Source organism: Arthrobacter sorbitolis, from assembly GCF_054510995.1.
In genome coordinates, this window is the sequence record NZ_JBTNDM010000003.1 from 316,200 (window position 1) to 342,703 (window position 26,504).

General features: G+C 71.1%; 24 protein-coding genes. 6 read left to right on the top strand and 18 right to left on the bottom strand.

Going from position 1 to position 26,504, the window contains the following annotated elements; all coding sequences use genetic code 11:
* Positions 1-843: an ABC transporter ATP-binding protein gene (locus ACX80K_RS09930; protein ID WP_459271689.1), complete on the bottom strand. Its 843-nt coding sequence runs from the start codon at positions 841-843 to the stop codon at positions 1-3.
* A 169-nt stretch (positions 844-1,012) separates the two neighbouring features.
* A complete protein-coding gene (locus ACX80K_RS09935; RefSeq protein WP_459271690.1) occupies positions 1,013-1,471 on the bottom strand; it encodes a DUF4383 domain-containing protein in 459 nt (152 codons plus the stop codon).
* Between the two features lie 313 nt (positions 1,472-1,784).
* Between ACX80K_RS09935 and ACX80K_RS09940 the strand changes: the two genes are divergently transcribed.
* The 3 genes from ACX80K_RS09940 (at position 1,785) to ACX80K_RS09950 (ending at position 4,403) form a co-directional block, all read left to right on the top strand.
* A complete protein-coding gene (locus tag ACX80K_RS09940) occupies positions 1,785-2,225 on the top strand; it encodes an iron chaperone (protein ID WP_459271691.1) in 441 nt (146 codons plus the stop codon).
* 102 nt (positions 2,226-2,327) lie between these two features.
* Entirely contained in the window at positions 2,328-3,158 is an 831-nt protein-coding gene (locus ACX80K_RS09945) for an SRPBCC family protein (RefSeq protein ID WP_459271692.1), read from the top strand.
* A gap of 216 nt (positions 3,159-3,374) precedes the next feature.
* Entirely contained in the window at positions 3,375-4,403 is a 1,029-nt protein-coding gene (locus ACX80K_RS09950) for an ion channel (protein ID WP_459271693.1), read from the top strand.
* Here the strand turns inward: ACX80K_RS09950 and ACX80K_RS09955 are convergent.
* Both ACX80K_RS09955 and ACX80K_RS09960 read right to left on the bottom strand, forming a co-directional pair.
* Positions 4,381-5,571, bottom strand: a complete 1,191-nt coding sequence (locus ACX80K_RS09955; RefSeq protein ID WP_459271694.1) for an MFS transporter — start codon at positions 5,569-5,571, stop codon at positions 4,381-4,383. The two genes, ACX80K_RS09950 and ACX80K_RS09955, sit on opposite strands and share 23 nt — an antisense overlap.
* An 89-nt stretch (positions 5,572-5,660) precedes the next feature.
* Complete coding sequence (locus tag ACX80K_RS09960; RefSeq protein ID WP_459271695.1) at positions 5,661-6,374, bottom strand: substrate-binding domain-containing protein; 714 nt, start codon at positions 6,372-6,374, stop codon at positions 5,661-5,663.
* A 139-nt stretch (positions 6,375-6,513) separates the two neighbouring features.
* Here ACX80K_RS09960 and lhgO point away from each other — a divergent pair, with 139 nt between their 5' ends.
* Both lhgO and ACX80K_RS09970 read left to right on the top strand, forming a co-directional pair.
* A complete protein-coding gene (gene lhgO / locus ACX80K_RS09965; protein ID WP_459271696.1) occupies positions 6,514-7,704 on the top strand; it encodes an L-2-hydroxyglutarate oxidase in 1,191 nt (396 codons plus the stop codon).
* Positions 7,701-8,777, top strand: coding sequence for an Ldh family oxidoreductase (locus ACX80K_RS09970; protein WP_459271697.1), 1,077 nt, complete (start codon positions 7,701-7,703; stop codon positions 8,775-8,777). The genes lhgO and ACX80K_RS09970 overlap by 4 nt, the downstream gene beginning before the upstream one ends.
* A gap of 77 nt (positions 8,778-8,854) precedes the next feature.
* On the opposite strand, the gene ACX80K_RS09975 is transcribed toward ACX80K_RS09970, so the two are convergent.
* Positions 8,855-9,547, bottom strand: a complete 693-nt coding sequence (locus ACX80K_RS09975) for a GntR family transcriptional regulator (protein ID WP_459271698.1) — start codon at positions 9,545-9,547, stop codon at positions 8,855-8,857.
* Positions 9,544-10,254: a fumarylacetoacetate hydrolase family protein gene (locus tag ACX80K_RS09980; RefSeq protein ID WP_459271699.1), complete on the bottom strand. Its 711-nt coding sequence runs from the start codon at positions 10,252-10,254 to the stop codon at positions 9,544-9,546. Before ACX80K_RS09980 ends, ACX80K_RS09975 begins: the two co-directional genes overlap by 4 nt.
* A 67-nt stretch (positions 10,255-10,321) precedes the next feature.
* Between ACX80K_RS09980 and ACX80K_RS09985 the strand changes: the two genes are divergently transcribed.
* On the top strand, positions 10,322-13,198 hold the full coding sequence (locus tag ACX80K_RS09985) for an FAD-binding and (Fe-S)-binding domain-containing protein (RefSeq protein ID WP_459271700.1): 2,877 nt from the start codon (positions 10,322-10,324) through the stop codon (positions 13,196-13,198).
* Between the two features lie 39 nt (positions 13,199-13,237).
* On the opposite strand, the gene ACX80K_RS09990 is transcribed toward ACX80K_RS09985, so the two are convergent.
* Genes ACX80K_RS09990 through ACX80K_RS10045 form a run of 12 tightly spaced genes read right to left on the bottom strand, consistent with a single transcriptional unit; the run spans position 13,238 to position 26,373 of the window.
* Positions 13,238-15,004 (bottom strand): IlvD/Edd family dehydratase, encoded by a 1,767-nt coding sequence (locus ACX80K_RS09990; protein ID WP_459271701.1) that lies wholly within the window; start codon positions 15,002-15,004, stop codon positions 13,238-13,240.
* Positions 15,005-15,011: 7 nt separating this feature from the next.
* Positions 15,012-16,172 (bottom strand): acyl-CoA dehydrogenase family protein, encoded by a 1,161-nt coding sequence (locus ACX80K_RS09995; RefSeq protein ID WP_459271702.1) that lies wholly within the window; start codon positions 16,170-16,172, stop codon positions 15,012-15,014.
* Positions 16,173-16,176: 4 nt separating this feature from the next.
* Positions 16,177-17,391 (bottom strand): CaiB/BaiF CoA transferase family protein, encoded by a 1,215-nt coding sequence (locus tag ACX80K_RS10000; protein ID WP_459271703.1) that lies wholly within the window; start codon positions 17,389-17,391, stop codon positions 16,177-16,179.
* 32 nt (positions 17,392-17,423) lie between these two features.
* Positions 17,424-18,308, bottom strand: a complete 885-nt coding sequence (locus tag ACX80K_RS10005; RefSeq protein WP_459271704.1) for a fumarylacetoacetate hydrolase family protein — start codon at positions 18,306-18,308, stop codon at positions 17,424-17,426.
* A 32-nt stretch (positions 18,309-18,340) separates the two neighbouring features.
* Positions 18,341-19,114 carry an SDR family oxidoreductase gene (locus ACX80K_RS10010; RefSeq protein ID WP_459271705.1) on the bottom strand — a complete coding sequence of 258 codons (774 nt, stop codon included), beginning with the start codon at positions 19,112-19,114 and terminating at the stop codon, positions 18,341-18,343.
* Complete coding sequence (locus tag ACX80K_RS10015) at positions 19,114-20,019, bottom strand: dihydrodipicolinate synthase family protein (protein ID WP_459271706.1); 906 nt, start codon at positions 20,017-20,019, stop codon at positions 19,114-19,116. Before ACX80K_RS10015 ends, ACX80K_RS10010 begins: the two co-directional genes overlap by 1 nt.
* Positions 20,016-21,266 (bottom strand): MFS transporter, encoded by a 1,251-nt coding sequence (locus ACX80K_RS10020; protein WP_459271707.1) that lies wholly within the window; start codon positions 21,264-21,266, stop codon positions 20,016-20,018. The genes ACX80K_RS10015 and ACX80K_RS10020 overlap by 4 nt, the downstream gene beginning before the upstream one ends.
* Complete coding sequence (locus tag ACX80K_RS10025) at positions 21,263-23,500, bottom strand: TRAP transporter permease (RefSeq protein WP_459271708.1); 2,238 nt, start codon at positions 23,498-23,500, stop codon at positions 21,263-21,265. The genes ACX80K_RS10020 and ACX80K_RS10025 overlap by 4 nt, the downstream gene beginning before the upstream one ends.
* Positions 23,497-24,000 carry a hypothetical protein gene (locus tag ACX80K_RS10030; RefSeq protein ID WP_459271709.1) on the bottom strand — a complete coding sequence of 168 codons (504 nt, stop codon included), beginning with the start codon at positions 23,998-24,000 and terminating at the stop codon, positions 23,497-23,499. The genes ACX80K_RS10025 and ACX80K_RS10030 overlap by 4 nt, the downstream gene beginning before the upstream one ends.
* 3 nt (positions 24,001-24,003) lie before the next feature.
* Positions 24,004-25,011 (bottom strand): TAXI family TRAP transporter solute-binding subunit, encoded by a 1,008-nt coding sequence (locus tag ACX80K_RS10035; RefSeq protein ID WP_459271710.1) that lies wholly within the window; start codon positions 25,009-25,011, stop codon positions 24,004-24,006.
* The gene (locus ACX80K_RS10040; RefSeq protein ID WP_459271711.1) at positions 25,008-25,679 is read right to left on the bottom strand and encodes a carboxymuconolactone decarboxylase family protein; all 672 of its coding nucleotides are present in this window, start codon (positions 25,677-25,679) and stop codon (positions 25,008-25,010) included. The genes ACX80K_RS10035 and ACX80K_RS10040 overlap by 4 nt, the downstream gene beginning before the upstream one ends.
* The gene (locus ACX80K_RS10045) at positions 25,672-26,373 is read right to left on the bottom strand and encodes an SDR family NAD(P)-dependent oxidoreductase (protein WP_459271712.1); all 702 of its coding nucleotides are present in this window, start codon (positions 26,371-26,373) and stop codon (positions 25,672-25,674) included. The genes ACX80K_RS10040 and ACX80K_RS10045 overlap by 8 nt, the downstream gene beginning before the upstream one ends.
* Between the last annotated feature and the right edge of the window lie 131 nt (positions 26,374-26,504).

The window sequence follows — 26,504 nt, forward strand, 5'->3', positions numbered from 1 at the left end:
TCAGGAGGCGGCGGGTGCGCCGAGGATCAGGGGAGCCGCGTTGTGGCGTCCGACGGCGCGCGTGGAGACCGTGCCGCCCGTGACGGTGACGTCGACGCGCACGCCGTAGGCGCGGGAGAGGTTCTCCGGGGTGAGGACGTCCACGGGCGTGCCCCGCGCCATCACGGCCCCGTCCTCGAGCAGCACCACGGTGTCGGCGATGGCCGCGGCCTGGTCGAGGTCGTGCAGGACGACGCCGACGGCGACCCCGTGGTCGGTCGCGAGGTCACGGACGACATCGAGGATCTCCACCTGGTAGCGGAGGTCGAGGTAGGTGGTGGGCTCGTCGAGGAGCAGCACCCCGGTGTCCTGGGCGAGGCAGCTCGCGAGCCAGACACGCTGTACCTGCCCGCCGGAGAGCGCCGCGACGGGGCGGTCGGCGAGTTCCGCGGTGCGGGTGAGCTCGAGGGCGCGGCCGACGGCGGCGGCGCCCTCGGGGTCCTGTCCCGTCCAGCGGCTGCGGTGCGGGTGGCGGCCGAAGCCGACGACCTCCCGGACGGTGAGTCCGCCGGGCACGGGGCGGCTCTGCGCCAGCAGCGTGATGGTGCGGGCGAACTCGCGGGGGGAGAGCGCGAGCACGTCGGCGCCGTCGTCGAGCGTCATGGTCCCGCCGTCGGGCGCATGCAGGCGGGCGATGGTGCGCAGCAGCGTGGACTTGCCGCTGCCGTTGGGGCCGATGAGGGCCGTGACCGTGCCGGGCGTGAGATCGAGGGAGACGGACTCGACGACCCGCCGGCTGCCGTAGGAGATGCCCAGGTCCGCGACGGAGAGGGCTGGCGCGGCGGCGGTTGTCTTCGAAGGCACGGTCTCAGGTTAGGCTCTCCTAACCAGCAGCGCAAGAAATAACGTCATGCCCGCGTGTCCTAATTCGACGGTCCGGTCCGAGGCCCATTGGCCCGGACGACGGGAAAGGCCCCGGGCACGAGGTCCCGGGGCCTTTCTCGTCGTTCCTGCCGGAGTGCCGGCGGGGAGGTTATGCGCGTGCGGTCTTGCGGGTGTTGTCGCGCGTCAGCAGCAGCGCCAGGGCGATCATGCCCACGCCCAGGAGGAAGTGCAGCCAGTTGTCCGCACCGTTGAGGGGTACGAAGTTGCCGGCGGACTCCTGGTCGATGACGAGGCCGTAGACCCAGAGCACGAGGTAGATGATGCCGCCGTACAGCAGGTAGGAGCGGGCACCGCTGATGGTGCGGGCCATGGCGATGCCGGCTGCGCCGAAGAGCAGGTGGACGATGTTGTGCAGGACCGAGACCTGGAACAGGCCGAGGAGCTTCGCCTCCGACTCGTGTCCGGCGAACTTCATCGTGTCGTAGTCCGAGGTGATGCCGGGGATGAAGCCCAGGATCCCGACGAGCAGGAAGACCGCGCCGACGGCGAGGGCTGCTTTCTGGACATTGGTGCGGGCGCCCGCGTGGGGCGTGTTTGCGGTGGTCATGGAAGTTCTCCCAATTAGGTGCGGTGAGTCCGAAAGGACGGTGAGACCTGCCGGGACGACGGGGCGGCTTCCTCTGTCGAAGCATCGCCCGCACGTCGGGCCCGGCCCCGTCAGCCTACTGTGCGCAGGCGCCCGGAGGGCGGAGTCGCGGAGAAGATCCGGGCCGTGTTGCCAGGAGGGGCCCTGCACGCTACCTGTCGGGACCACCGCCGTGGGTGGGATACCGCGCACCCCTACCCATGGACGGACGCCGTCCCTAGGGTGGGAGCATCGTCGGGCAGCCGCCCGCGGACCACATCGAGGGAGGCAGACCATGGCACGCCAGACCGACACGACCGAGGGCTTCACCGAGCAGGAGCGCGCGGCCATGAAGGAGCGAACGGCCGAGATGCGCGCGGAGGCGAAGCGCGGCAAGAACCGCGCCGCGGGGGAGAAGGCGATCCAGGACAAGATCGCCGGGATGCCGCAGCCCGATCGGGAGCTCGCGGAGAAGTACCACGCGCTGGTGTCCGCCGTCGCGCCGGACCTCGAGCCCAAGACCTGGTACGGCATGCCGGCCTACGCCCGCGACGGGAAGGTGGTGACGTTCTTCCAGGCGGCGGCGAAGTTCGAGTCCCGCTACTCGACCATCGGCTTCAACGACGCCGCGACGCTCGACGACGGCGTGTTCTGGCCGAACGCCTTCTCGATCACCGCGTGGACCGACGAGGTGGAGGAGGAGTTGCGCCGGATCGTGGCGAAAGCGGTGAAGTAAGCACAGAATGCGTCCCCCGCGGTATACTAAGCAGGCTGATGAATGGCGTGAGTCGCCGTTCTGATCACCAGCCGCAGCCTGTCCCAACCCGAAGGAGACGCCATGAGCACGAAGGTCGAAAAGAGAATCCTCGTCAACGTCCCGGTGAGTATCGCCTACAACCAGTGGACCCAGTTCGAAGAATTCCCCCACTTCATGGGCGGCGTCAAGTCCGTCACGCAGCTCGATGACGAGCGCCTGAACTGGGTCGTGGAGATCGGCGGCGTCCGCCGGCAGTGGGACGCGACCATCCTGGAGCAGATTCCCGACACGAAGGTGTCGTGGGCGGCGACCGAGGGTGCGACGAACGCCGGTTCGGTCTCCTTCGAGGACGTCGGAGGCGGACAGACCCAGGTGCACCTCGTCCTCGAGTACGAGCCCGAGGGCCTGGTCGAGAAGATCGGCGACAAGCTCAACGTCGTCGAGAACCAGGCCGAGGGAGACCTGACCCGGTTCAAGGCCTTCATCGAGGACGAGGGGTATGCCACCGGCGCATGGCGTGGATCCGTGGGAACCGGCATCGACACCGGTGAGCCCGGCGTCGAGGCTGCTGCCGCTTCCCGTGGGGACGGCGGCAAGGCGGGCATCTCGGGCAAGGTCGCTGCCGGCGTCGGGCTCGCTGCGGCCGCCGCAGCGGTCGGCGTGGCGGCGAGCAAGAAGAACCACGAGGACACCGAAGGCGACGTGACGATCACACCCGCCGACGGCGCGGCAGCCGAGGTGTACACGACCGAGGACAGCGTGCTCTCGCCCAGCACCAAGGATGCCCTCCTGCCCGTGGACGACATCGATCCGGTGACTCCCGGGTCGCAGGCCGGACGGACCGGTGCCGCTACGAACACCCTGGACGATCCGCTGGTGGACAAGAACCGCACCACGGGCGGGGCACTCTGACCGCCGACGCACTGTTCCACCGGCACTCCGGGTAACACCCGCCCTGCCGGGGTGGTACCGCTAGTCCGGACAGCCACCCACTCCACCAGGAGTGGGTGGCTGTCCGCGTGTCGGAGGTCGCACCCCGGTCGTCCGCGTCCCTCCGAACGGATACGCGCCGCGCGGGCGAAGGAGGGTATCGTCGACCGGTATCGTCTCGGCGGAAGGGAACGCGCGGTGCCATTCGTACTGATCCGTCTGATCCGCGGCCTCGGGCGGTCGCGGATCTGGGTCCTGCCGGCGCTCATCATCCTCGTGGTGTTCTTCACCAGCTGGCCCCTCATGGTGTGGGCCGAGCCGTCCGACAACACCATCACGTCCGTGGAGAACTACTGGTGGTGGTTCCTCGTCACGGCCGCCACGGTCGGCTACGGGGACTTCTTCCCGACCTCGGTCGGCGGTCGCCTCGTCGGGGTCTACGTCATTGTCGGCGGCATCGTCACGCTGACCACCCTGTTCACCCGGATCGCCACGGCGATCGAGAATGCAAAGGGACATCGCATGAAGGGCCACCTGCACGTGGACATGGCGGACCACCTCGTGATCGTGGGCTACACGCCCGGACGCACGGAGCGGCTGATCCACGAGATGCTCGACGACGACGCGCATCCGATCGCCCTCTGCGCGTGGGAGGACGTCCCCGAGAACCCGATGCCCGAGCAGCCCGGTCTCGGGTTCGTCCGCGGGGACCTCGCCGAGGAGAGCGTGCTGCGGCGTGCAGGGGTGCACCGGGCCGCCCGCGTGCTCATCGACGCCCGCGACGACAACGAGGCGCTCGCGATCACGGTGGCCGTCACGCACGTGAATCCGGAGGTGCACACCGTCGTCACGCTGCGTGACATGAGCCGCGCCCTCAACTTCTCCTACATCGCCGCCGATGTCCGCTGCGTCCAGTGGCACTCGCCCCGCCTCGCCACCGAGGAGCTGCAGGATCCCGGGATCGCCGTCGTCTACGCGGACCTCATGAGCCACGGTGGCCGCAACACCTACAGCACACGCCTTCCCGAAGCGCTCCAGCAGGTCGGTTTCGGGCAGGTCCAGGAGGCGCTGGGACGGAACTTCGCCACCACGGTGATCGCGGTGCAGCACGAAGGGGCCGTCATCAATCCCGACTGGGACACGCACCTGCCCAGGGACGCCGTCCTCTACTACGTGGGAGAGCGCAGGCTCTCCCCGGCGGAGATCAGCCGCGTCCTCGCACGCTAGTCCCTCCGGTCCCGTTCCCACCGGTCGGGGATCGCACCCGGGTGCGGGAGGCGGTGGCGACCCCGATCGTGGCGAGCGCCGCCATGACGACGACCATGCCGGGGTAGCCACCGAGCACGGCCGCGAGGGCCGGGCCCGCGGCCGGGGCCAGGGCTCCGACCATGGTCACCGGTGCCGCGAAGACGCCCTGCAGGGTGCCGAAGTTCCGCACCCCCCACCGGTCCGGGACGGCGGTGGCCAGCAGGAGGGTGTTGCACCCCCGCACCATCCCGGTGACCACGGCTACTCCGACGAGCAGCCCCGTCGGCCCCGGGACCAGGGCCAGGGCCCAGGCACAGCCGGCCCCGGCCGCCGAGAGCACCACGGTCCGTGTCACGGCGGACGTGCCCGAGGGCAGCGCCGAATAGGCGACCCGGCCGATCACCTGCCCCACCCCGATCAGGCCGAAGGCCACCGCCGCGCTCCGGTAGCTCACGCCGCGCTCGAGGAACAGGGCGATCAGATTGAAGGTCACCGCGTACAGGGCGAGCGTCGAAAGGCCCAGCGTGAGCTGGAGCAGGCGGAACGGCCGGCTCCGGGAGACCGCCCGGGCATCCTGGGGCGCCGCGGAGCGGGTCTGCGGGCCGGTGTCCGGTGACCAGTGCGCGTTGAGGAAGAACCAGTGCAGCGGGATCGTCACCGCCGCCAGGATCCCCGCCAGGACGACGTACGCGACACGCCACCCGAGCGCATCGACCAGCACCGCCGTGAGGGGCGCGAAGACCGTCGACGCGAACCCCGCCACGAGGGTCAGGGTCGTCAGGGCCCGCACCCGGTGCGGCCCGTACCAGCGGGTGAGCACCACGAACGCCGGCTGGTACAGCACCGCGGCCTGCGCGAACCCCGCGACGAGCCACGCACCGGCGAAGACCGCGAAGTTCGGCGCAGCACCCACCAGGAGCAACGCCACGACGCCGATGACACTGCCGAGGCTCATCAGGAGCCTCGGTCCGGTCCGGTCGAGGGCGCGCCCCACGTGCACGCCGGCGAGCGCGGAGAGAATCAGGCCGGCCGAGAACGCGGCCGTCATCGCCGGCACGGACCACCCGGTGTCCCGGCTGATGGGGACGAGGGCCACCGGCAGCGAGTAGTAGAGCAGGCCCCAGCTCGTGGTCTGCGCGACGCACATGGCCGCCAGGCCCCCACGGGGCCGATCCTGCCCACCCGTCACCCGACGCCCCCGGCGTTCCGCGCTTCCTCCCGGCACCACGACATCGATCAGGTGCCGATGTTCCGCAGGCCGCCCACCGTATAGGCCTTCCGCGCCGGCCCGTCCGTCAGGTGGTCGACGAGGCGCCGTGCGGCGGTGCTGCCTCCCGCGCCGGGGCCGAGGGCCAGGGCGAATCCGGTGTGCTGCTGGAACTCCTCCGGCAGGGGGACCACGGGCCCGATGCCCTCCACGAACAGCAGTTCGCTGACCTGCTGCACGGCGACATCGGCGCGCCCGTCCGTCAGCGCGGTGCCCGTGAACCCCGCCGAGAGAACCGTCGCCCGTGCGAGGACCTGCTCCGCGATCCCGAGCCGGAGCACCAGTTCCTGGAAGAAGATGCCGCTCTGCCCCGCCCTCGAGAAGGCGACCGAGCGGGCGCCGAGCAGGGCGTCGACGAGGTCCCTCCCGGTCGCCAGCCGGGGAGCAGCGGAACCCCGGGTCACGCCGAGCCCGATCGCCGACTCCACGAGGGGCACCACGCTCCCGTCGGCGAGGACGCCCGAGGCCTCGAGGTCGCGCAGCGCGTCCCGGGTCCCGATCAGCACGTCCGGTGCGGCCCCGGCGGCGAGCTTCTCGAGGAGGAGGGTCGTCGGGAGGTATTCGGCCCGGACCGACAAACCGGTCGCCAGCTCGAAGGCCGGGATGACGACGTCGTCCAGGGCCTTGCGGACGACGAGGGAGCTCAGCAGGTCGAGGTCGGGGCGGCTCTGGGGAGGTGGCACGGGCCGTTCCTTTCGGGCGGTCTGCAACGCGGACAGGACGTGCTGCTTCGTCCGAACTCTATATCTTTCGAACAAAAGATATAGAGTTGTCGGAAGTTCGCCATGATGTACGACGACGATGTCAGACGAGGACCACGAAATGAAGAGCTCCGTAGTAGTCGTAGGTGCCGGGATCGTCGGGTTGGCCACCGCGTACGAGCTGGGGCTGCGCGGATACCGCGTCACCGTGGTCGACAAGGAGCCCCGGCTGGCCGACCACCAGACCGGGAACAACTCGGGCGTCATCCATTCCGGGCTGTACTACGCGCCGGGCAGTCTCAAGGCGACCCTCGGGACCGCGGGTGCGCAGTCGATGCGCCGGTTCGCCGAGGACCACGGGGTGGCGGTGGACATCTGCGGGAAGCTGGTGGTCGCCACCCGGCAGGACCAGGTCCCCGCACTCGAGGAGCTCCACCGGCGTGGTCTCGCCAACGGGGTGCCCTGCCGGCTGATCTCCCCCGACGAGGCCCGCGGCTACGAGCCCCACGTCGCCTGCGTCGCGGCCCTCCGGGTGGAATCGACGGGGATCGTCGACTACCGGGGGGTCTGCGCCGTGCTGGGACGGCTCATCGAGGAGGCCGGCGGCGAGATCCGGCTGGGGGCCGAGGTCGTGGGGATCACCGCCGACGCCGGGTCCGTGACCGTCTCGACCACCACCGGGGACATCTCCGCCGACGAGCTCATCAACTGCGCCGGCCTGCACAGCGACCGCATCGCACGCCTGGCCGGCCTCACGCCCGACGTGCGCATCATCCCGTTCCGGGGCGAGTACTTCGAGCTCACCCCGGACCAGTCCCACCTGGTCCGCGGCCTGATCTACCCGGTACCGGACCCGAGCCTCCCCTTCCTCGGCGTCCACCTGACGAAGATGATCGGCGGCGGGGTGCATGCGGGGCCCAACGCCGTCTTCGCCCTGGCCCGTGAAGGGTACACCTGGCTCACGATCAATCCGCGGGACGTCCTCGAAAGCGCTGCCTGGCCCGGGCTCTGGAAGCTCGGCGCGAGATTCTGGAGGGTCGGGCTCTCCGAGGTCGCACGCTCCCTGTCGCAGAAGAAGTTCCTGGCGAGTCTCCGGGAGCTCGTCCCGGATCTCGGCGACGACAGCCTCGTGCCCACCCACGCGGGAGTCCGCGCGCAGGCCATGCGCAGGAACGGTGACCTCGTCGACGACTTCTACTTCGACAGGGCGCCGCACCAGATCCACGTGCTCAATGCGCCGTCACCGGCCGCGACCGCCGCACTGGAGATCGGCAGACGCATCGCCGACGAGATGGAGGAGCGGAACCGATGAGCTCAGACGACCTGCACCGCTTCGGCGCCGACCAGCTGCAGGAGCAGATCGTCGCCGTGCTCCGCGCCTGGGGGATGCCGGGCGAGCCTGCGGCCGCCACCGCGGCGGTGATGGTGGAGACCGATCTCTCCGGCGTCGATTCCCACGGCGTCTCCATGCTAATGATGTACGAGAAACTCCGGTCCGAGGACCGCCTGAAGCTCGACGCCGTCCCCCGCGTGGTGCGCGATGCCCCGGCCTTCGCCGTCGTCGACGCAGGCGCCGGCCTGGGGCATCCGGCGGGCCTCCACGCGCTGGAGCTGGCCATCGGGAAGGCCGCCGCCTGCGGGATCGGGGCGGTGGCCGTGGGCAACTCGCACCATCTGGGCGCCCTCGGCCACTACGTCCGGAGCGCGGCCCAGCGCGGCCTGGTCGCCGTCATGACGACGACGACGCGGACGCCCGTGGTGGCGGCGCTCGGGGGTACGACGCCGATCCTCGGGACGAACCCCATCGCCTTCGCAGCCCCCCGGGCGGGCGGAGGGGAGCTCGTGGTCGACATGTCCACGAGCGTCGTGGCGATGAACAAGGTGAAGGCCTACGCGCTGGGCGGACGGGACCTGCCGGTCGGCTGGGTCAACGACCGGCAGGGTGATCCCGTGACCGACGCCGCCCTCGCCTATTCGCTGCTGACCACGCAGGCGGCGACGCTCAGCCCGCTCGGCGGCTCCAGCCCCGAGACCGGCGGGCACAAGGGCTTCGGCCTCAGCCTGATGGTCAACGTGCTCAGCGCGGCGTTCTCGGGAGGCGCGCTCCCGTTCGACGCTTCCGGCAGCGACAACCTGGGGCACTTCGTCCTGGTGATCGATCCGGCGAGGGTCGCCGAGGCCGGCGAGACCGCGCGCTACGTGGACGACCTCGTCCGCCTCCTGGTGCGGGACGAGCCCGACGTGATCCTTCCCGGCGGCCCGGAAGCCCTCGCGCGTGCGGCCCGCAGCCGGGACGGCATCCCGATCCCGGAGAGCCTCCTCGAGCAGCTTCGAGGGATCTGCGGCAGGGCCGGGACGGACATGATCCTCACGCCGCTCGCCTAGGCGGCTCGCGCGGCTGCGCCCGGGCCGTCGACGCGGCATCCCTGCGCGCATGCCTCGGGGCCGGCGGACGTCCGTGCTCAGTCCTCGGTGGGGACCGCTTCACGGTCGTGGAGGGCTCGGACCTTGGCGTTCTCGATGTGGGCCCGGAGGGCGGAGGAAGCACCCTCCGCGTCGCGCCGGGTCAGGGCCTCGAGGATCGCTCCGTGTTCGGCCACGGTGGTGGTCGGCGCCGTCGAGCTGGTTCTCGCATACAGCCGGAACCGCTGCGCCTGCCCGCCGAACGACCTCCAGGCGTCCTCGAGGAACGGATTGTCGGCCTGGTGGGCGATCGCCGCGTGGAACTGCTCGTCGGCCCGGAGGAAGCTCGTGAGCGGTGGGCTGCCGGGCAGGTGGGCGCCGCTCTCGAGGTGGCGGATGGTCGCGGCCAGGCGGTCGAGGAACTCCGGGGTCACCCGCAGGGCTGCTTCGAAGGCCAGGGCCGGCTCGAGGACCAGGCGGGCGTCCATGATCTTCCGGAGATCCTCCATGCTGGGGAGCGGTGCCACCCGGTACCCCTTGTGGGCCTCCCGCAGCACCAGGCCCGTGGATTCGAGCCGGGCCAGTGCCTCGCGCAGCGGAGTCTGGCTGACCTCGAACTCCCGGGCGAGATAGACGAGGTTGAGCACCTCGTCCGGTTCCCGGCTGCCGTCGAGGAGCTGCCCGAGGAGTGCGCCGTGGACCCGGTCGGCGAGGGGCTGCCGGGCGGTCTGACGCGGGGGTGTCCGGTTCACTCGATGGTGAAGGAGAGCTCGGCGACCCCGTCGATACCGGCGGTCACCGTGCTCCCGCGGGTCAGCGCCCCCACGCCGGCCGGGGTACCGGTGAAGACGAGGTCGCCGGGATGCAGGGTGACGGACCGGGAGAGGTGCGCGATGATCTCCGGCACCGTCCAGATCTGGTCGGCGAGGTCACCCTCCTGCCGCAGCGAGCCGTCCACGCTCAGCCAGATCCGGCCCCGGTCGGGGTGCTTCCCGTCGCCGACCGGTCGGAGGGGCGAACACGGCCCCGAGAAGTCGAAGCCCTTCGCGAGGTCCCACGGACGCCGGAGGTCCTTCGCCTCGGCCTGCAGGTCGCGTCGCGTCAGGTCGACGCCGACGCCGTAGCCCCACACGGCGTCGAGGGCGTCGGCAGGATCGATGGCGGTGCCGCCCTTCCCCAGCGCCACGACGAGTTCCACCTCGTGGTGGAGGTCCGCGGTCTGCGGCGGGTAGGAGACCACCGGCCGGGCATCGCCCGCAGCCGCCGGCTGCGGCGCGAAGACGGCGTCGGCGGGCTTCAGGAAGAAGAACGGGGGCTCCCGGGTCGGATCGGCCCCCATCTCCCGCGCATGGTCGCCGTAGTTGCGCCCGACGCAGAACACGCGCCGGACGGGGAACAGCGTCCCGCCATCACCGACCGGGAGGCTGGGCGGCGTCGGGACCGGGAGGACGTACGTCATGGAGCTCCTTGCAGGGTGGGTGGCCGGGACCACGGGAGGCGCATCACAAGTGGTTAACATGTTACTTATGGCAATGATGCTTTCGGCACCCCGGTCCCTCGTCCCCGAGCTCCAGGCCCGCGGTGTGAGGGACGCACGGGATGATGCGACCTCGCGGGCCGTGTACTCGAGCGATGCGTCACTGTACCGGGTGCAGCCGGCGGCCGTCGTCTTCCCGCGCCACCTGGACGAGGTGCTCACCACCCTCGAGCTGTGCCGTGAACGCGGGATCCCGTTCACGTCCCGGGGCGCGGGCACCTCGCTGGCCGGCAACGCGATCGGCCGCGGCGTCGTCGTCGATTTCAGCCGGCACCTGAACCGCGTCCTCGATCTCGACGCGGAAGCCCGCACCGCCGTCGTCGAACCCGGGGCGGTCCATGCGACGCTGCAGAAGGCAGCGCTGGCCCGGGGCCTGCGGTTCGGACCGGACCCCTCCACCCACACGCGCTGCACCGTGGGCGGGATGATCGGCAACAACGCGTGCGGTTCACGCGCCCTCGCCTACGGGCGCACCGCCGACAACGTGACCCACCTCGACGTCGTCACCGGGTCCGGCACGCGCCTCCACCTGGGCGCGGACGGCACGCCGTCGTCGTCGGAGACCGACGCGCTGCGCTCCCTGGTCGGCGCGGAGCTGGGTACCATCCGCACCGAACTGGGCCGCTTCGGACGCCAGGTCTCGGGCTACTCGCTGGAGCACCTGCTGCCGGAGCGCGGCTTCGACCTGCGGCGCGCGCTCGTCGGCAGCGAGGGGACGCTCGCCGTCGTGCTGGAGGCGGGAGTGCGCCTGGTGGTCGACGCTCCTCACAAGACCATGGTCGTGCTGGGTTTCGCCGACATCGGGGCAGCCGGCGACGCCGTCCCCGCGGTGCTGCCGTTCGCGCCCACGGCCTGTGAAGGCCTGGATTCCCGGATCGTCCAGGTGGTGCGGTCGCGCAAGGGCCCCCAGGCCGTCCCCGAGCTGCCGGGCGGCGCGGCCTGGCTGTTCGTCGAGGTGTCCGGCGACGACCCCCTCGAGGTGGCCGACCGCGCCCGGCTCGTCGCCGGGATCGGTGCCGCCCGGCACTCGAGGATCATCACCGACGCGCGGCAGGCCGCCGCCCTGTGGCGTATCCGTGAGGACGGCGGAGGGCTCGCCGGGCGCTCGCCGGCCGGCGCCCCCGCGCATGCCGGCTGGGAGGATTCCGCCGTGCCGCCCGAGACCCTCGGGGACTACCTCCGCGAGTTCGACGAGCTGCTCCTCGTGCACTCCCTCACGGGCTTCCCCTTCGGACACTTCGGGGACGGGTGCGTCCACATCCGCCTCGACTTCCCGTTCCAGCGCGACGACGGCGCCGCGGCGTTCCGCGCGTTCCTGACCGACGCGGCCGAACTGGTCGCCCGCTACGGGGGGTCCCTCTCCGGCGAGCACGGGGACGGACGGGCCCGCAGCGAACTCCTCCCGTACATGTACTCGCCCGCGGCGATCGGCCTGTTCGGGAAAGTGAAGGGGATCCTCGACCCGGACGACATCCTCAACCCCGGCATCCTCGTGGATCCCGAACCCCTGGACGCGAACGTCCGCGTGGCGGAGGCCGGGCCGTTGCGGACCGGCCTCGGGTTCGGCTACCACCAGGATGCGGGCGACTTCAGCCAGGCGGTGCACCGCTGCACGGGAGTGGGCCTGTGCCGTGCAGCGCACGCGGACAACAGCGCCGTGATGTGCCCGTCGTACATCGCCACCCTCGAGGAGAAGGACTCGACCCGCGGCCGCGCCAGGGCGCTCCAGGAGATGATCAACGGCAGCGTCACCGGGAGCGCCACGGGACGCACAGCCGGCGCGGGCAAGCCCAACTGGCGTGCGCCCGAGGTGCACGACGCACTCGACCTGTGCCTCTCCTGCAAGGGCTGCTCCTCGGACTGCCCCACGGGGACCGACATGGCCGCGTACAAGGCCGAGGTGCTCCACCAGAGCTACAAGGGCCGGCTGCGTCCGGCGTCGCACTATTCGCTGGGCTGGTTGCCGCGCTGGGCCGGACTCGCGGCGCGGGCGCCACGGGCGCTGAACTTCCTGATGCGACTGCCCGGCATCCGGCAGGTGGGTCTGCGGATCGCCGGGGTGGACCAGCGCCGGAACATCCCGGCGTTCGCGCCGCAGACCTTCCACTCCTGGTTCCGGAGCCGCCCGTCGTCCGCTGCACCTGCGCGCGGACCCGTCCTGCTGTGGGCGGATTCCTTCACCGACAACTTCTCGCCCGAGGTGGGACAGGCCGCGGTGCGCGTCCTCGAAGCAGCGGGGTACGAGGTGCGCCTCCCCGAGAAACCCCTGTGCTGCGGGCTGACCTGGATCTCCACGGGACAGCTCGATTCCGCGCGGAGGACGCTGCGATCCACCGTCGAGGTGCTGAACCGGTCGGTGGCCGAAGGCATCCCGATCGTGGGCCTCGAGCCGTCCTGCACGGGCGTGCTGAGGTCGGACGCCGTGGAACTGCTGGGCACCGAGGCCGCCGGGGCCGTGGCGCGGTCCACGCACACCCTCGCGGAGTTCCTGGGGACCGTGCCCGGCTACGAGCCGCCCTCCCTGGACGGCACCGTGGTGGTGGCGCAGCCGCACTGCCATCACCACGCCGTCATGGGCTGGAGCCCCGACGCGGCACTGCTGGAGCGGGCCGGCGCGACCGTCCGGAAGCTCGGCGGGTGCTGCGGGCTCGCCGGCAACTTCGGCGTGGAACGCGGGCACTACGAGATCTCGGTCAAGATCGCCGAACAGCAGCTCCTGCCGGCCGTCCGGTCCGCCGAGGACGCCGTGGTGCTCGCGGACGGGTACTCGTGCCGCACCCAGATCGAGGACCTGAGCGAGCGCCGCGGCATCCACCTGGCGCAGCTGCTCGATCCCGCGGCACCCCGCCCCGGCGAGGTCCCCTAGGCGGACCCGTCGCGGAGCGCGGGCCGGGGCCCGTGCCCGTCAGCCCGGTTCCTGGACCAGGCTGCGCGGGACGACCCGGGCCGGGAGTGCCGTGCTCTGGAGGAAGCGGAAGTCGCACCCCTCGTCCGCCTGCGTCACCTCCGCCACGTACAGCTTCCGGTACCCGCGCTCCGCCACCGGCGTGGGGGGCGGGCCCAGGGCGTCCTCGCGTCGCTTCAGCTCCTCGGGGGAGACGTCGAGGTGGATCAGTCTTCGGCTGACGCTCAGGGTGATGGTGTCTCCGCTCCGCACGAGCCGCAGCGGCCCGCCGACCGCGGATTCGGGTGTGACGTGGAGGACGACGGCGCCTGCGGCGGTACCCGACATGCGGCCGTCCGAGATGCGCACCATGTCCTTCACCCCCTGCGTCGCGAGTTTCCTCGGGATGGGCAGGTACCCTGCCTCCGGCATGCCGGGCGCTCCGACGGGGCCGATGTTCCGCAGCACGAGGACGTCCTCGGCGGTGACGTCGAGGGCGTCGTCGTCGATCCGTGCCGCGAGGTCCGCCGTGTCCTCGAAGACCACCGCACGGCCGGTGTGCTCCAGCAGGTGCGCCGGCACCGCGGCCTGCTTGATGATGGCACCGCCCGGCGCGAGGTTGCCGCGCAGGAAGGCGAGACTGCCCTCGGGATACACCGGGTCGGAGAGCGGCCGCACGATGTCCGAGGGGAAGCCGGGCCCCGCGGCGTCCAGTTCCTCGCCCAGGGTGCGGCCCGTGACGGTAGGGGCGTCGCGGTGGATGAGGTCCCCGAGCTCGCGCAGCACGGCGGGCACGCCGCCGGCCCGGTGGAAATCCTCCATGTAGTAGGTACCCGACGGCTTCAGGTCCACCAGGACGGGCGTCTCGGTGCTCATCCGGTCCAGGTCCTCCAGCTCGAGGCGGATCCCGAGGCGGCCGGCGACGGCGGTCAGGTGGATGATCGCGTTCGTCGACCCGCCGATGGCCAGCAGGACCCGCAGCCCGTTCTCGAAGGCCTTTCGCGTGAGGATGGTGCCCATGTCCGTGCCGCGGGCGGCGAGCGCCACGGCCTCGGTCCCGGTCCGTTCGGCGATCCGCACGCGGTCGGCCGTCACGGCGGGCGGGCTCGCACTCCCGGGCAGGGCGATGCCCATGGCCTCGGTGAGGCAGGCCATCGTGCTGGCCGTGCCCATGACCGAGCAGGTCCCGACGCTTCCCACGAGCCGCGAGTTGACGTCGTCGATCTCCTGCCGGTCGATCTCGCCGCTGCGGAACTTCCCCCAGAAGGCGCGGCAGTCGGTGCACGCACCGACGCGCTGCCCGCGGTGCCCGCCCGTCAGCATCGACCCCGTGACCAGCGTGATCGCCGGGACGCCCGCCGACGCCGCGCCCATCAGCTGCGCGGGGACCGTCTTGTCGCAGCCCCCGATGAGCACGACGGCGTCCATGGGCTGGGCGCGGATCATCTCCTCGGTGTCCATCGACATGAGGTTGCGCAGGAACATGCTGGTGGGCTGCGAGAAGCTCTCGTGGAGCGAGATGGTCGGGAAATCGACCGGCAGGCCGCCGGCCATCAGCACCCCCCGCTTCACGGCGTCGAGCAGCGCGGGCATGTTGCCGTGGCACGGGTTGAAGCCGCTGCCCGTGTTGACGATCCCGATGACCGGCTTGTCCAGTGCGTCGTCGGAGTAGCCGGCACCCTTGATGAACGCCTTGCGCAGGAAGAGCGAGAACCCCTCGTCGCCGTAGCTCGTGAGGCCGCGCCGGATCCCCGAGGCACGGCCGGCGGGAGCCGCAGATCCAGTCATCGGGCGGCTACCGGAACGCCGGGATGCCCGTGATGTGGTTGCCGAGGATCAGCGTGTGCACCTCGTCGGTCCCCTCGTAGGTACGCACGCTCTCCAGGTTGTTCGCGTGGCGGAGCGGGGAGTAGTCGAGGGTGACACCGTTCCCGCCCAGCATCGCGCGGGCCTCACGGCAGATCTCGATGGCCTCGCGGCAGTTGTTGAGCTTCCCCACCGAGATCTGGTAGGGCTGCAGCTTCCCGGCGTCCTTGAGGCGTCCGACCTGCAGGGCCAGCAGCATCCCCTTGTTGATCTCCAGCGCCATGTTGACGAGCTTCAGCTGGGTGATCTGGTAGCCGGCCAGCGGCCTGCCGAACTGCAGGCGCTCCTTCGAGTAGTCGAGTGCCGCGTAGTAGCTGTCGCGTGCGGCTCCCATGGCACCCCAGATGATGCCGTACCGGGCCTCGTTGAGGCATTCGAAGGGGCCGCGGAGCCCCTTCGCCTTCGGGAGCAGCGCGGTGCCGGGCAGCCGGATGTCGGTGAGCTCGACGTCGCACTGGATCGAGGCGCGCATGGAGAGTTTCTGCAGGATCGGGGTGGCCTTGAACCCCGCGCTGTCGGTCGGCACCACGAACCCGCGGACGCCGTCGTCGGTCATGGCCCAGATGATCGCCACCTGCGCCACCGAGGCCAGCCCGATCCACCGCTTGCTGCCGTTGAGGATCCAGTCGTCGCCGTCGCGCCTGGCGAAGGTGAGCATGCTGCCGGGGTCGGAACCGCCGGTCGGCTCGGTGAGGCCGAAGCAGCCGATGACCGATCCGGCGGCCATCCTCGGCAGCCACTCGTTCTTCTGCTCCTCCGAGCCGTGCTTCGCGATGGCGCTCATGGCCAGGGAGCCCTGGACGCTGACGAAGGTGCGCAGCCCGGAGTCGCCGGCCTCGAGTTCCAGGGCCGCGAGCCCGTATTCCACGGAGCTCCGGCCGGGGCAGCCGTAGCCCTTGATGTGCATGCCGAGGAGCCCGAGTTCGGCCATGCGCGGCACGATCTCCAGGGGGAACTCGGCGCGGTCGTACCAGTCGGCGATGTTCGGCTTGATGGCGGTGTCCACGAAGCCGCGCACGCGGTCACGCAGGGCACGCTCGTCGTCGGTGAGGAGTGCGTCGATGTCGAGGAGGTCCGAAGGGTCGGTCATGGGTCTACTTTCCGGTAGCGGAGGGCTGGCGGGATGTGAAGGTTGCTCCGTCGTGTTCCCCGAGGAGCGGGGGCACCCGCGTGTAGTTCGCGGGGGTCGCGGAGAGCCGGATCGGGTTGGCCACCTGCTGGCTGGTGCGTCCGGTGGCGGTGTCGGTGATCTCGACGACCGGGGCGAGCCCCAGGTCCTCGGCGAGGGAGAGCGCCTCGGCGACGGAATTGACCTTACCGGCCGGCACCCCCGCCGAGCTGAGGAGCTGCGCCCAGTCGGCGGCGCTCCTGGTGCCGAGCCGCTCCTCGAGCAGGACCTTGAGGGCGTCGCGGTGAGCCACGCGCTGAGCATTGCCCCGGAACCGGGGGTCGACGGCGAGGTCCGGCACGCCGAGGATGCGCACCAGCGCCTCGAACTGCCGGTCCGTCCCGACCGCGATCGCCAGGGGGCCGTCGGCCGTCAGCAGGGTTTCGTAGGGGGCGATGCTGGGGTGGGCGTTCCCCATCCGCTGGGGCGCCTCGCCGGTGGCCAGTGTGCTCGATGCCTGGTTCACCAGACCGGAGAGCAGGGAGGACAGGAGATTGACCTCCACGCGCTGGCCCCGCCCGGTGGCCTCCTTGGAGCGCAGCGCGGCGAGGATCCCCACCACGGCGTTCTGGCCGGTGACCACGTCCACGAGCGCCACCCCCACCTTGCTCGGCTCGGAGTCCTGCGACCCGGTGACGCTCATGAGCCCTCCCACCGCCTGCACGAGGAGGTCGTAGCCGGGCAGGTGTGCTCCGCCGGTGCTGCCGAACCCGGTGATGGAGCAGTACACCAGGTCGGGCCGCCGCCCCACGAGGGAGGCGTAGTCCAGCCCGAAACGCTGCATGACGCCCGGGCGGAAGTTCTCGATGACGATATCGGCTTCCAGCGCGAGGGCGAGGGCCCTCGCCCGTCCGTCCTCGGTGCCGAGGTCGCAGACCACCGAGCGCTTGTTCCGGTTCACGCTGGAGAAATAGGTGCCCACGCCGTGGTCGTCGACCGGGGGGACCCAGGAGCGCGTGTCGTCCCCCGCCGGGCTCTCCACCTTCAGGACGTCGGCCCCGAAGTCGGCGAGCATCATGGAGGCGAACGGTCCGGCGAGCACCCGCGAGAAATCCGCCACCTTCAGCCCCTCCAGCGGCCCGGGCAGCGGGCTTCCCTCGGGTGCCGTGCCGGCCGGCGGCCTGTCCGTGTTCGTGCTCAAGATTCGTCCTTCGAGAAAGTGTGTCTGCAGCCCTAGCTGGACGCAGTGACGGGGTTGCTGAGTACGCCGACGCCGGAGACGCGGCACTCGGCCGTGTCTCCCGGGGTGACGTGGATGGCGCCGGGTGTCCCGGTGGAGATGATGTCCCCCGGGTACAGGGGCATCACCTTGCTGTGGAAACTGATCAGGTACGCCGGGTCGTAGCGCATGTGGGAGACCGTGTTGCTGCGCCGCACCTCGCCGTTGACGACGGTGGCGACCTCCATGTCGGCCAGGGTCCCGTCGCCCACGGCTTCGGCCAGTGGCACGATCCGGGGGCCGAAGGAGAAGAAGCCGGGGAAGTTCTTGGAGCGGGTGAGGAACCGCGGGTTGCGCTGCAGGATGTCCTCGGCCGTCTGGTCCAGCACGGGCACGACGCCGGCCAGGTAGTCCAGTGCGTCCTCGGGTTCCACGTTGCGGCAGTACCTGCCGATGACCACCGCCACCTCCGCCTCGGTGGTGGTGCGCTCGCTCTGCACGGGGATGGGGATGGCCTCGCCGGGGCCGATGACGGTGTGGTCGCCCTTGATGAACGACGCCGGTTCCTCGGGCACGCCCTCGGAGAGGTCGGAGGCGTGCTCCACGTAGTTCAGCCCGATGCCCCAGAGCATCCGGGGGTGGCGGTAGGGGGCGCCGTAGGCGGCGGCCCCGGGGTCGCTGAACACGCCGTCGTCGGCGGTCTCGGCGGCGGCGTCGAGCTGCCCGAGGAGGTCCCCGGTGAGGACCCCGAGGATGTCGCCGGTGAAGCCGGGCAGGAGGTCGTCCACCCGCGCGAGACCGCGCCGCGGGTGGACGACGGCCGCCGTCTCGGGGCCGGGAGTTCCCGGGTCGCTGCCGGGTGAGGTGATGGAGCAGAGGTGCAGGATGCTGGGAGCCATGGAGCTGCCCTTTCGGGTCGGGGGACGGGGTTCTAGTAGGCGCGGACCATGCCGCCGTCGCACCGGATCTGTTCTCCGGTGACGTACGAGGCCGGCGCGCTGGCCAGGAAGGTGACGACGGCGGCGAATTCGGCGGGGGTGCCGTACCGACGGGCCGGGATGCCGGCCTCGGACGCGGCTCGCGCCTCGGCGGGGGTGGCGCCCGTCCGTTTGGCCGCGGCGGAGTCCAGCGACGCGACGCGCTCGGTGTCGATGCGGCCGGGAAGGACCATGTTGACGGTCACGCCGTCGGCGGCGACCTCGGCGGCCAGGGTCTTGAGGTAGCCCGCGAGCCCGGCGCGGCCGAGGTTCGACAGTGCGAGGTTGGGCAGCGGCTGCTGCACGCCGCTGGATCCGACGGCCACGATCCGCCCCCAGCCGCGCTCCCTCATGCCCGGGAGTGCCAGGGAGGTGAGCCGCACGTGCTGGAGCAGCAGCTGGTTCACGGCGGCGAGGGCCTGCACGTCGGTGATGTCGGCCGCGCCGCCGGGGGGAGGCCCGCCGCTGTTGAGGACCAGGACGTCGATCGGCCCGAACGCGTGTTCCGCGGCCTCCATCAACGCGGCCGGCGCGCCGTCCTCGTTCAGGTCCATCGCGATCCCGACGGCGGAGGGCAGGCGGGCCGCCTCGGCCTTCACCACGTCCTCGCGGCGGGCGGCGAGGACGACGTTCGCCCCCTCGGCGCCGAGTGCCTGCGCGATCGCGAGGCCGATCCCGGAGCTCGCTCCGGGCACCAGCACGTTCTTTCCGGTCAGTCCGGTATCCATCAGGCGATCTCCATTCGTACTGCGTCGAGGTGCGCGTCGATCAGGTCCGCGAGGTCACGGGGCAACGAGGGTGCGGGGGGCCGGACCGCCGCGTCGGCGATGATGCCGCGGCGCCGCAGGATCTCCTTGCGCAGGGCGAGTCCCACGCCGGGCTGGCCCTCGAAGTTGGCCAGGGGCAGCCAGGGTGCGAAGGCGGTGCGGGCGCCGGTGAAGCCGCCGTCGGCGAAGGCCGTCAGCGCGATCTGCAGTCCTTCGGGGTGGGAGAACCCGGTCATGGCGCCGGCCGCACCCGCCGCGAGCTCGTCCAGCAGTCCCACGCCGCCCAGCCCGCCGTAGACGGGGACGTCGGTGGAGCGGGTCAGCTTGGCGATCGCGGATGCCGTGGGGGGTGCTTCCGACTTCACGGCGACGATGAAGTCGCACTGCTCCAGGACGCGCAGGATCTGTTCGGCGGTGATCTTCACGCCGGAGGCCACCGGGTAGTCCTGCAGCACGATGCCCGCACCCGTGGCGCGGTGAACGGCCGTGAGGTGGGCGGCCAGCACGTCCGGGTCGCCGGTGTTCGCCTGCACCATGAGCGCGGCGAGGTTGCTGCCGGTGGCCGTCACGGCGGTGGCGGCCTGCTCGATGGCGACGGCCGTGGTGCGGGCGGACAGCCCGACGACGAGCGGGGTGCTCCCCGCCTCGTCGGCGACCGTACCGACGGTGAGGGACTGCTCGGCAGCGGTCAGCGACGCGCCCTCGCCGAAGACTCCCAGGACCACCATGCCGGTGGCGGACAGCCCGGTGTACAGCCGGACCTCGCGGCGGAGCGAGTCCGTGTCGACGGCGAGGTCGGGTCCGCTGAACGGCGTGGCCAGCACCCCCCAGAGTCCGGGGGACAGGTGCGGGATCGGGTCGGTCATGGGGACGTTCCTTTCAGAGGAGTTCTTCCAGCGTTGGCGGCTGGGTGGGGAGTGGCTGCGGGCAGGGCCGCTGCCGCCCGCGCGGCGCGGATGGTCCGGCGGCCGAGCCTGAACGTCGCGGCGGCGAGCAGGGCGACGACGGCGGCGGTCAGCCAGCCGACCCGGTAGGAGGTGGCCGCGACGAGGAAACCGAAGAGCAGGGGGCCGGCGGCAGCGCCGAGGGAGAGCCCGGTCTGCAGGACCCCGGTGGCCGACGCGGCGCCCTGCCGGTTGTCGCGCACCACGGCGAAGTGGACGAGTCCGGGCCAGGTCCAGCCCGCGGCGTAGGTCAGCAGCGCTCCGCAGAGGAACGCGGCGGAGGAGCCGAAGGCCAGCAGCACGTAGCCGCCCACACCGATCGTGAGCAGGTTGGCCACGAGGACGTACGGGCTGCGCTCGGGGTACCGGTCCATGGCGGCGCCGAGCACGATGCGGATCACGAGGCCCAGCAGCGCGGCGCCGGCGAAGAGGTAGCCTGCCGCGCTGGGCGACATCCCGGATTCCACGGCCGAGTCGACGAGGAACACCCCCATGGACGTGGCGGCCGCCGCAGCGAGGCCGGCGCCGACGGCCAGCAGCACGAGTCCGCGCCGCGGGGTCCCGCGGTCGGCCGGTGCCGCGGGTCCCGTCGTCGGGCGGTCGGGCCCCTGCGCCGTGAGGCCGGCCCACAGGGCCAGGGCCACAGCCAGGACGACGCCCAGCGCGAAGGCGTAGCGCCAGCCCAGGACCAGGGCGATGCCCGGGACGGCGAGGCCCCCGATCAGGCCGGCGGCGGGGATGGAGCACTGCTTGATCCCGAAGGCCAGTCCCAGCCTGCCCGGAGCGACCGCCCGCGAGATCCCGAGGTTCGCCGCCGGCTGCGCCATGCCGTTGGCCAGGCCGCCCACCACGAGGGCTGCGATGAGCACCCCGAACGTCGGCGCCAGGCCCGCCCCGCCGAGGGCGACGGCGGCGAGGACGGCCGAGGCCATCACGCCCCGGGCGGCGCCGATCCGCTGCACGAGCCGGCCGAGCCGCCGTGCGGCGACCCCGGAGACCGCGAAGAGGGTGGCCGCGGCGATGCCCAGCTGGGCAGGGCCGATGTCCAGATCGGCCCGGATCTGCACGGCGAGGGCTCCGACCAGGAACGCGGGCAGCACGCCCAGGGTGGTCACGGTGACCGCCTGGAACAGTGTGCCGCCCGCGCCCGGCGGCTGTGCGGGGGTCACGACGATTCGGCTCCCGTGCGGCGCGTCCCGTCGGCAGTGCCGTCCGTCCCGGTACCGGATTCCTGGCCGACGGCCGTGGAACCCCCTGCAGCGGACGTGCCGGACGTCCCGGGACCGGTGGTGCCGTCCGACGCGGAGAGGTCGGCGGGTGCTTCGTCCTCGTCCGTGCGGTGTCCGTGCATCCTGAGGCCGATGAGGTGCACGACCACGCCGACGGCGATGATCGCCGCGCCGATGCCGATGTACATGGGCTCCATGACGAGCATGGGGAGCGAGCCGAGACCCAGCAGGATCCGTTCGGGCCAGCGGGCCGGGCCGAACAGCCAGGCCCCCGTCGCGACGGCGAGCGCGCCCACCGCCAGGAGGGACACGGCGAAGGCCAGTGCGATGGTGCCGATCCCGCCCTGCAGCAGCAGCCCGACGCCCGATCCGGAGAGCACGAAGATGAACGGGACGAGGAACGCCGAGAGGGTGTAGCGCCAGGTGAGCCACATGGTCTTGATCGGCTTGCCGCCGGTGATGGCGGAGGCGGCGAAGGGCGACAGTGCCGTGGGGGGCGAGACCTCGCTGAGGACCGAGTAGTAGAAGATGAACATCGCCGCGGCGTATGCGGGGACTCCGACGTCCTGCAGGGCGGGCCCGATGATGACCCACGAGATGATGAAGCTCGCCGTCACGGGGACCGCCAGTCCCAGCAGGATCACCGAGATGGCCGAGAAGATCGCCGTCAGGAGCAGGCTGCCGCCGGCGAAGTCCACGATGATGTTGGCGAGTTTCAGGCCCAGGCCGGTCAGTGTCATGACGCCGACGATCAGTCCTGCTGCCGCCATGACGGGGATGACCGACAGCGCTCCGGTGGCACCGGTGGCCAGGGCGTCGAAGATACGCCGGGGGGTCATCCAGGAGGCGCGGTCGAGGAAGCTGAGGACGAACGCGAGGATCGTGGCGTAGACGACCGCACGGAACGGCGTCATGCCCATGGCCATGAAGACGACGATGGCGGCGAGGGAGCTGAAGTGGTAGCCGAACCGCAGGAGCAGCTTGCCCACGGGCTTGACGTCGAAGTCCACGGCCCTGGTCTTGAACCGGCGTGCGTCCATCTCGATGGCCAGGATGATGCCGAAGTAGTAGAGCACGGTGGGGATGGTGGCCCAGATGAGCACCTGGAGGTACGAGACGCCGAGGAGGGCCGCGATGATGAACGCTGCCGCACCCAGGGTGGGCGGGGACATGATGGCGCCGATGCCGGCGGCGGCGAGGATGGCACCGCCGTGTTCCTTCGGGTAGCCGGCCTTGCGGAGCAACGGCCAGGAGATACCACCGAGGGTGACGGTCGTCGCGACGCCGGAGCCGGAGACCGTGCCGAGCAGGAATCCGGCGAGGGTCACCGTACGGCCCGGCCCGGACTTGGACTGGCCGAAGGCCGAGAAGGAGAGGTCGATGAAGAACTTGGTGGCGCCCGATGCGCCGAGGACCGCCCCGTAGATGGTGAACAGGATGATGTAGGTCGCTGCCACGTCGGTGGGGACGCCGAAGAGCCCCTGCGTGCCCATGACGTTGTGGCCGACGAGGCGGACCCAGTTGAAGGACGAGGTGTTGAACGGGGCGGGGACGAGCGAGCCGAAGGACGCATAGGCGAAGAAGCCCACGACCACCAGCGGCACGAGGATCCCGACGGTCCGGCGCGACGCCTCGAGGGTCACGAGGATGGCGATCACGCCCATGGCCAGGTCGAGGTAGGTGGGGGTGATCGCGCGCCGGAAGAAGCCGTCCCAGTCGGAGATGATGTAGAGGAACGGTACGAGCGCCACGAGCGCGAGAGCCCAGTCGACGATGCCCGGGTTGTCTCCCGCCCTCTTCGCCTTCGAGGATTCCGATCTCCCCCAGCCGCGGTAGACCAGGAAGGTCAGGGACAGGCCGATCCCGAGGAACAGCGGGAGGTAGAACTGGGTCGGCATGGGGTTGAAGACCCAGTAGAGGGCCAGGAGCGAGAGCCCCGCACCGGCGATCCTGATCAGCAGCGAGGGGAGCCCGGTGAGGTGCCGCGCGGGTTTCTCCGCCTCGAACTCGGCGATCAGCGCCTCTTCGTCGATGACGTCCTCCCGCTCGAGCGGGCTGATCGGGTCGTCGTCCTTCGTCCTCGCGAGGTCCGTCTGCCCGGGCGCCTTGTGCCTGGGGGCGGAGTCTGAAGCATGCGCCTTCACGGCGCCGTTGCCGTCTGGTCGCTCGGTCATGATCTCTCCTTGAGATGTAGCTCGACGAACGGGTCGTCGTCGTCGACGAGGCTCCACAGTTCCAGTGGTGGAGCGCCTTGCACGTGCAGGGTGCGCTGTCCGAGGTCGGTCGCCGCGATCGAGAGCTCCCCGAACACGGCAGGCCGCGCCGGGTCCGGCTCCACGACCCATGCCCGGCGATCACCTTCCCCGGCAGCCGACGGGACGCCGGGGACTGCGTAGTACTCCTCGAGCACCGCGAGCTGGTCGGCTGCGATCTGGTCCAGCACGAAGGTGCCGTCCGGTCCGAGGGTGTAGCGTTCCTCGGCCAGGGTGCCGTAGAGCGAGTTGCGGTAGCTCACCGAGAAACCGGCTCCGGTGAGCGGCACGCTCGCCAGCTCGCCGTCGTCGTCGGTGATGCTGATGGACACCTCCGGCTGACCGGACGCGCTCGCGAACCCCACACCCCCCAGCATGCCGAGGCATGCGAGGGAGACGACGACGGCGGCCGGCTTGCGCATGGTCTAGCCCGCGGCCTCGTCGAAGTAGGCCTGGGCGCCCGGGCAGGTCTCGACGTAGGAGATGTCGCCCGCGGTGGCGGCATCGAGTTCGACGGCCGCGGGGTGCACCTTGATGAGGGCCTCCTCGTTGTCGAAGATCGCCTTGGTGATGTCCTGCTGGAGCTGCTCGTCCATCGTGGGGCTCGCGACCAGCAGGTTCGGTGACGCGATGGCGGGGATGGCTTCGGTCTGTCCCTCGTAGGTGTTGGCGGGGATGTCCTCGGCGACGTAGTACTCGCCGTACTCGGTGGCCAGGGGCTCCGCGTACTCGCCGATGGGGACGAGCACCATGTCGCCGTCGCTGGCGAGGTCGATGAGCGCGCCCGTGGGGAGTCCGCCGGACCAGAAACCGGCGTCGATGGTGCCGTCCCGCAGCGCGGCGACGGTCTCCGCGGCACCGAGCTGGCGGCGTTCCACTCCGCTCTCGGGGTCGATCCCCGCGGCTTCGAGGATGCGCAGCGCTGCGACCTCGGTGGCCGAGCCGGGCGCTCCGACGGAGATGACCTTCCCTGCCATGTCCTCGACGGACTGGATCCCGGTTCCGTCGACGCTGACGGCCTGCATGAAGTTGTTGTAGATGTTGCCGAGCGAGCAGACCTCCACGGCGTTGCCCTCGAATTCCCCGACCCCTTCCACGGCGTCGGACACCACGTCGCCTACGGAGAAGGCGAGCTGGGCGGAGCCGTTCTGGATGAGGAGCATGTTGTCCACGGAGGCGTTGGTCTCCTGGACGGTGGCGTCGTAGCCTTCGATGTTGTCGCGGATCACGGTGGCGAAGCCGCCGCCCAGGGGATAGTAGACGCCGCCGGTGCCGCCCGTCGCGATGGACAGGGCACCGCCGCCGCCGGCCTCGGCCCCGCCTCCTCCGCCGCTGGTGGCGGGCTCGGGGCTGCCGCAGGCCGAGAGGAAGAGCGCGGGGGCGATCAGTGCTGCGGCGCAGAGACGCTTCCGGCTTCGCTGGTGTGTGGTCATGGACTTGATCCTTTGCTGTCGGTGATTACTGGTTCTTCCGGGAGAGGGAGGTCATGGTGGTGCTGGTCGTCAGGGCCCGGGGCCGGGACGTCCCCGACGGCGAGGAGGCCCGCGAGCATCCGGTAGTAGCCCACGAGCAGGGTCAGCTCCGCGACTCCGGCATGCCCGAAATGCGACAGCACACGGGCGTGGGTGTCGTCGTCGACGGCGGCGTCCTGCAGGAGCACGCGCGTCAGGTCGAGAGCGGAACATTCGGCCGGGGAGAGGGTGGGCGGCAGGCTGCCCGCCCTGAGGTGTTCCAGCTCGGCCTCGTCGATCCCCACGGTCGCTGCCACCCGGCTGTGGGCGTACCACTCGTAGGCCGAGTCGAGGTCCGCGGAGATCGCGCAGATGACGAGCTCGCGGAGGCGTCCGTCGAGGGCGCTGTCGAAGCGGAGGACGGCACCGAGCGCCTGGACGGCATGGCCGAGGGTGGGGGCGAGGAGCATCGCGTTGAAGGGGCCGGCGAGGGAGCCGTCGTCGTAGACCACCGTGAACGTCCCGTTGCCCCGTGGGGGTCCCGCGACGGCGTCGTAGACCGCGCGCTGTTCAGCGGAGAGCTCCGCCGGAGTGAGCAGGGGGAACCGCCCTGCGGCCTGCGGCCTCGTGGTGTCGATGGCGTCAGACAAGGGTCCGTCCCCCGTCCACGTAGAGGACGTGCCCGGTGACGAACGCCGACTGCCGGGACGCGAGGTAGAGCACGGGACCTGTGAGGTCCTCCACGGTGCCGAGCCGGCCGGCCGGGACCATGCCCGTGTAGTGCTCGCGCACGCCCGGCCGATCGAGGTAGGCGGTGGTCAGGGCCGTCTCGACGTAGCCCGGCGCGATCGCGTTGACCGTCACCCCGCTGGCCGCCCACTCGCGTGCCATCACGCGGACGAGCTGGTTCAGTCCGCCCTTGCTCGCGGCGTAGGGTCCGTGGTCGGGATGGGCGAGCAGGCTCGAGACGGAGGAGCAGTAGATCTGCCGGCCGTACCCGGCGTCGACCATGACGCGGCCGGCGGCCCGGCCGAGGCGGAAGGCACTGGACAGGTTGACGTCGAGGATCCTGTCCCAGTCCTCGTCCAGGGTGTCGAGGACGGGCACCCGGTTGTTGATGCCGACCGCGTGCACGAGGACGTCCAGGCCCCCGAGCTCCGTCCCGGCGGCGCGGACGGCCTGCTCGCACCCGTCCGTGGTCGTCAGGTCGGCGGCGAGGGTGGCCGTGTCGGCGAAGGCCGCCAGGCGTTCCGTGTCCTGGTCCGCGATGAGCACGCGCGCTCCGGCCTGGAGGAAGGCTTGCGCGCAGGCCGCACCGATGCCGCCGGCGCCGGCCACCAGCACTCGCTGATCCTTCAAACCAAGCCAGTCAGCCAAAGGAAGCATCTCCGATTCATTGGGCAGTAAGCACGGGCACCTGGGCGGTGCCGAGGTCCGTCGATGCACCTCCCTGGAGACTGTATACAATTTCGGAG

Bases quoted from the DNA above. Each gene is read 5' to 3' on its own strand.
- ACX80K_RS09995 (WP_459271702.1), bottom strand. From the start codon at position 16,172: ATGACCGACCCTTCGGACCTCCTCGACATCGACGCACTCCTCACCGAC.
- ACX80K_RS09980 (WP_459271699.1), bottom strand. From the start codon at position 10,254: ATGACGTACGTCCTCCCGGTCCCGACGCCGCCCAGCCTCCCGGTCGGT.
- ACX80K_RS09955 (WP_459271694.1), bottom strand. From the start codon at position 5,571: ATGTGCGTCGCGCAGACCACGAGCTGGGGCCTGCTCTACTACTCGCTG.
- ACX80K_RS09990 (WP_459271701.1), bottom strand. From the start codon at position 15,004: ATGACTGGATCTGCGGCTCCCGCCGGCCGTGCCTCGGGGATCCGGCGC.
- ACX80K_RS10030 (WP_459271709.1), bottom strand. From the start codon at position 24,000: ATGCGCAAGCCGGCCGCCGTCGTCGTCTCCCTCGCATGCCTCGGCATG.
- ACX80K_RS09935 (WP_459271690.1), bottom strand. From the start codon at position 1,471: ATGACCACCGCAAACACGCCCCACGCGGGCGCCCGCACCAATGTCCAG.
- ACX80K_RS10035 (WP_459271710.1), bottom strand. From the start codon at position 25,011: ATGACCACACACCAGCGAAGCCGGAAGCGTCTCTGCGCCGCAGCACTG.
- ACX80K_RS10005 (WP_459271704.1), bottom strand. From the start codon at position 18,308: ATGGCTCCCAGCATCCTGCACCTCTGCTCCATCACCTCACCCGGCAGC.
- ACX80K_RS09945 (WP_459271692.1), top strand. From the start codon at position 2,328: ATGAGCACGAAGGTCGAAAAGAGAATCCTCGTCAACGTCCCGGTGAGT.
- ACX80K_RS09970 (WP_459271697.1), top strand. From the start codon at position 7,701: ATGAGCTCAGACGACCTGCACCGCTTCGGCGCCGACCAGCTGCAGGAG.
- lhgO (WP_459271696.1), top strand. From the start codon at position 6,514: ATGAAGAGCTCCGTAGTAGTCGTAGGTGCCGGGATCGTCGGGTTGGCC.
- ACX80K_RS10025 (WP_459271708.1), bottom strand. From the start codon at position 23,500: ATGACCGAGCGACCAGACGGCAACGGCGCCGTGAAGGCGCATGCTTCA.
- ACX80K_RS10010 (WP_459271705.1), bottom strand. From the start codon at position 19,114: ATGGATACCGGACTGACCGGAAAGAACGTGCTGGTGCCCGGAGCGAGC.
- ACX80K_RS09985 (WP_459271700.1), top strand. From the start codon at position 10,322: ATGGCAATGATGCTTTCGGCACCCCGGTCCCTCGTCCCCGAGCTCCAG.
- ACX80K_RS10015 (WP_459271706.1), bottom strand. From the start codon at position 20,019: ATGACCGACCCGATCCCGCACCTGTCCCCCGGACTCTGGGGGGTGCTG.
- ACX80K_RS09940 (WP_459271691.1), top strand. From the start codon at position 1,785: ATGGCACGCCAGACCGACACGACCGAGGGCTTCACCGAGCAGGAGCGC.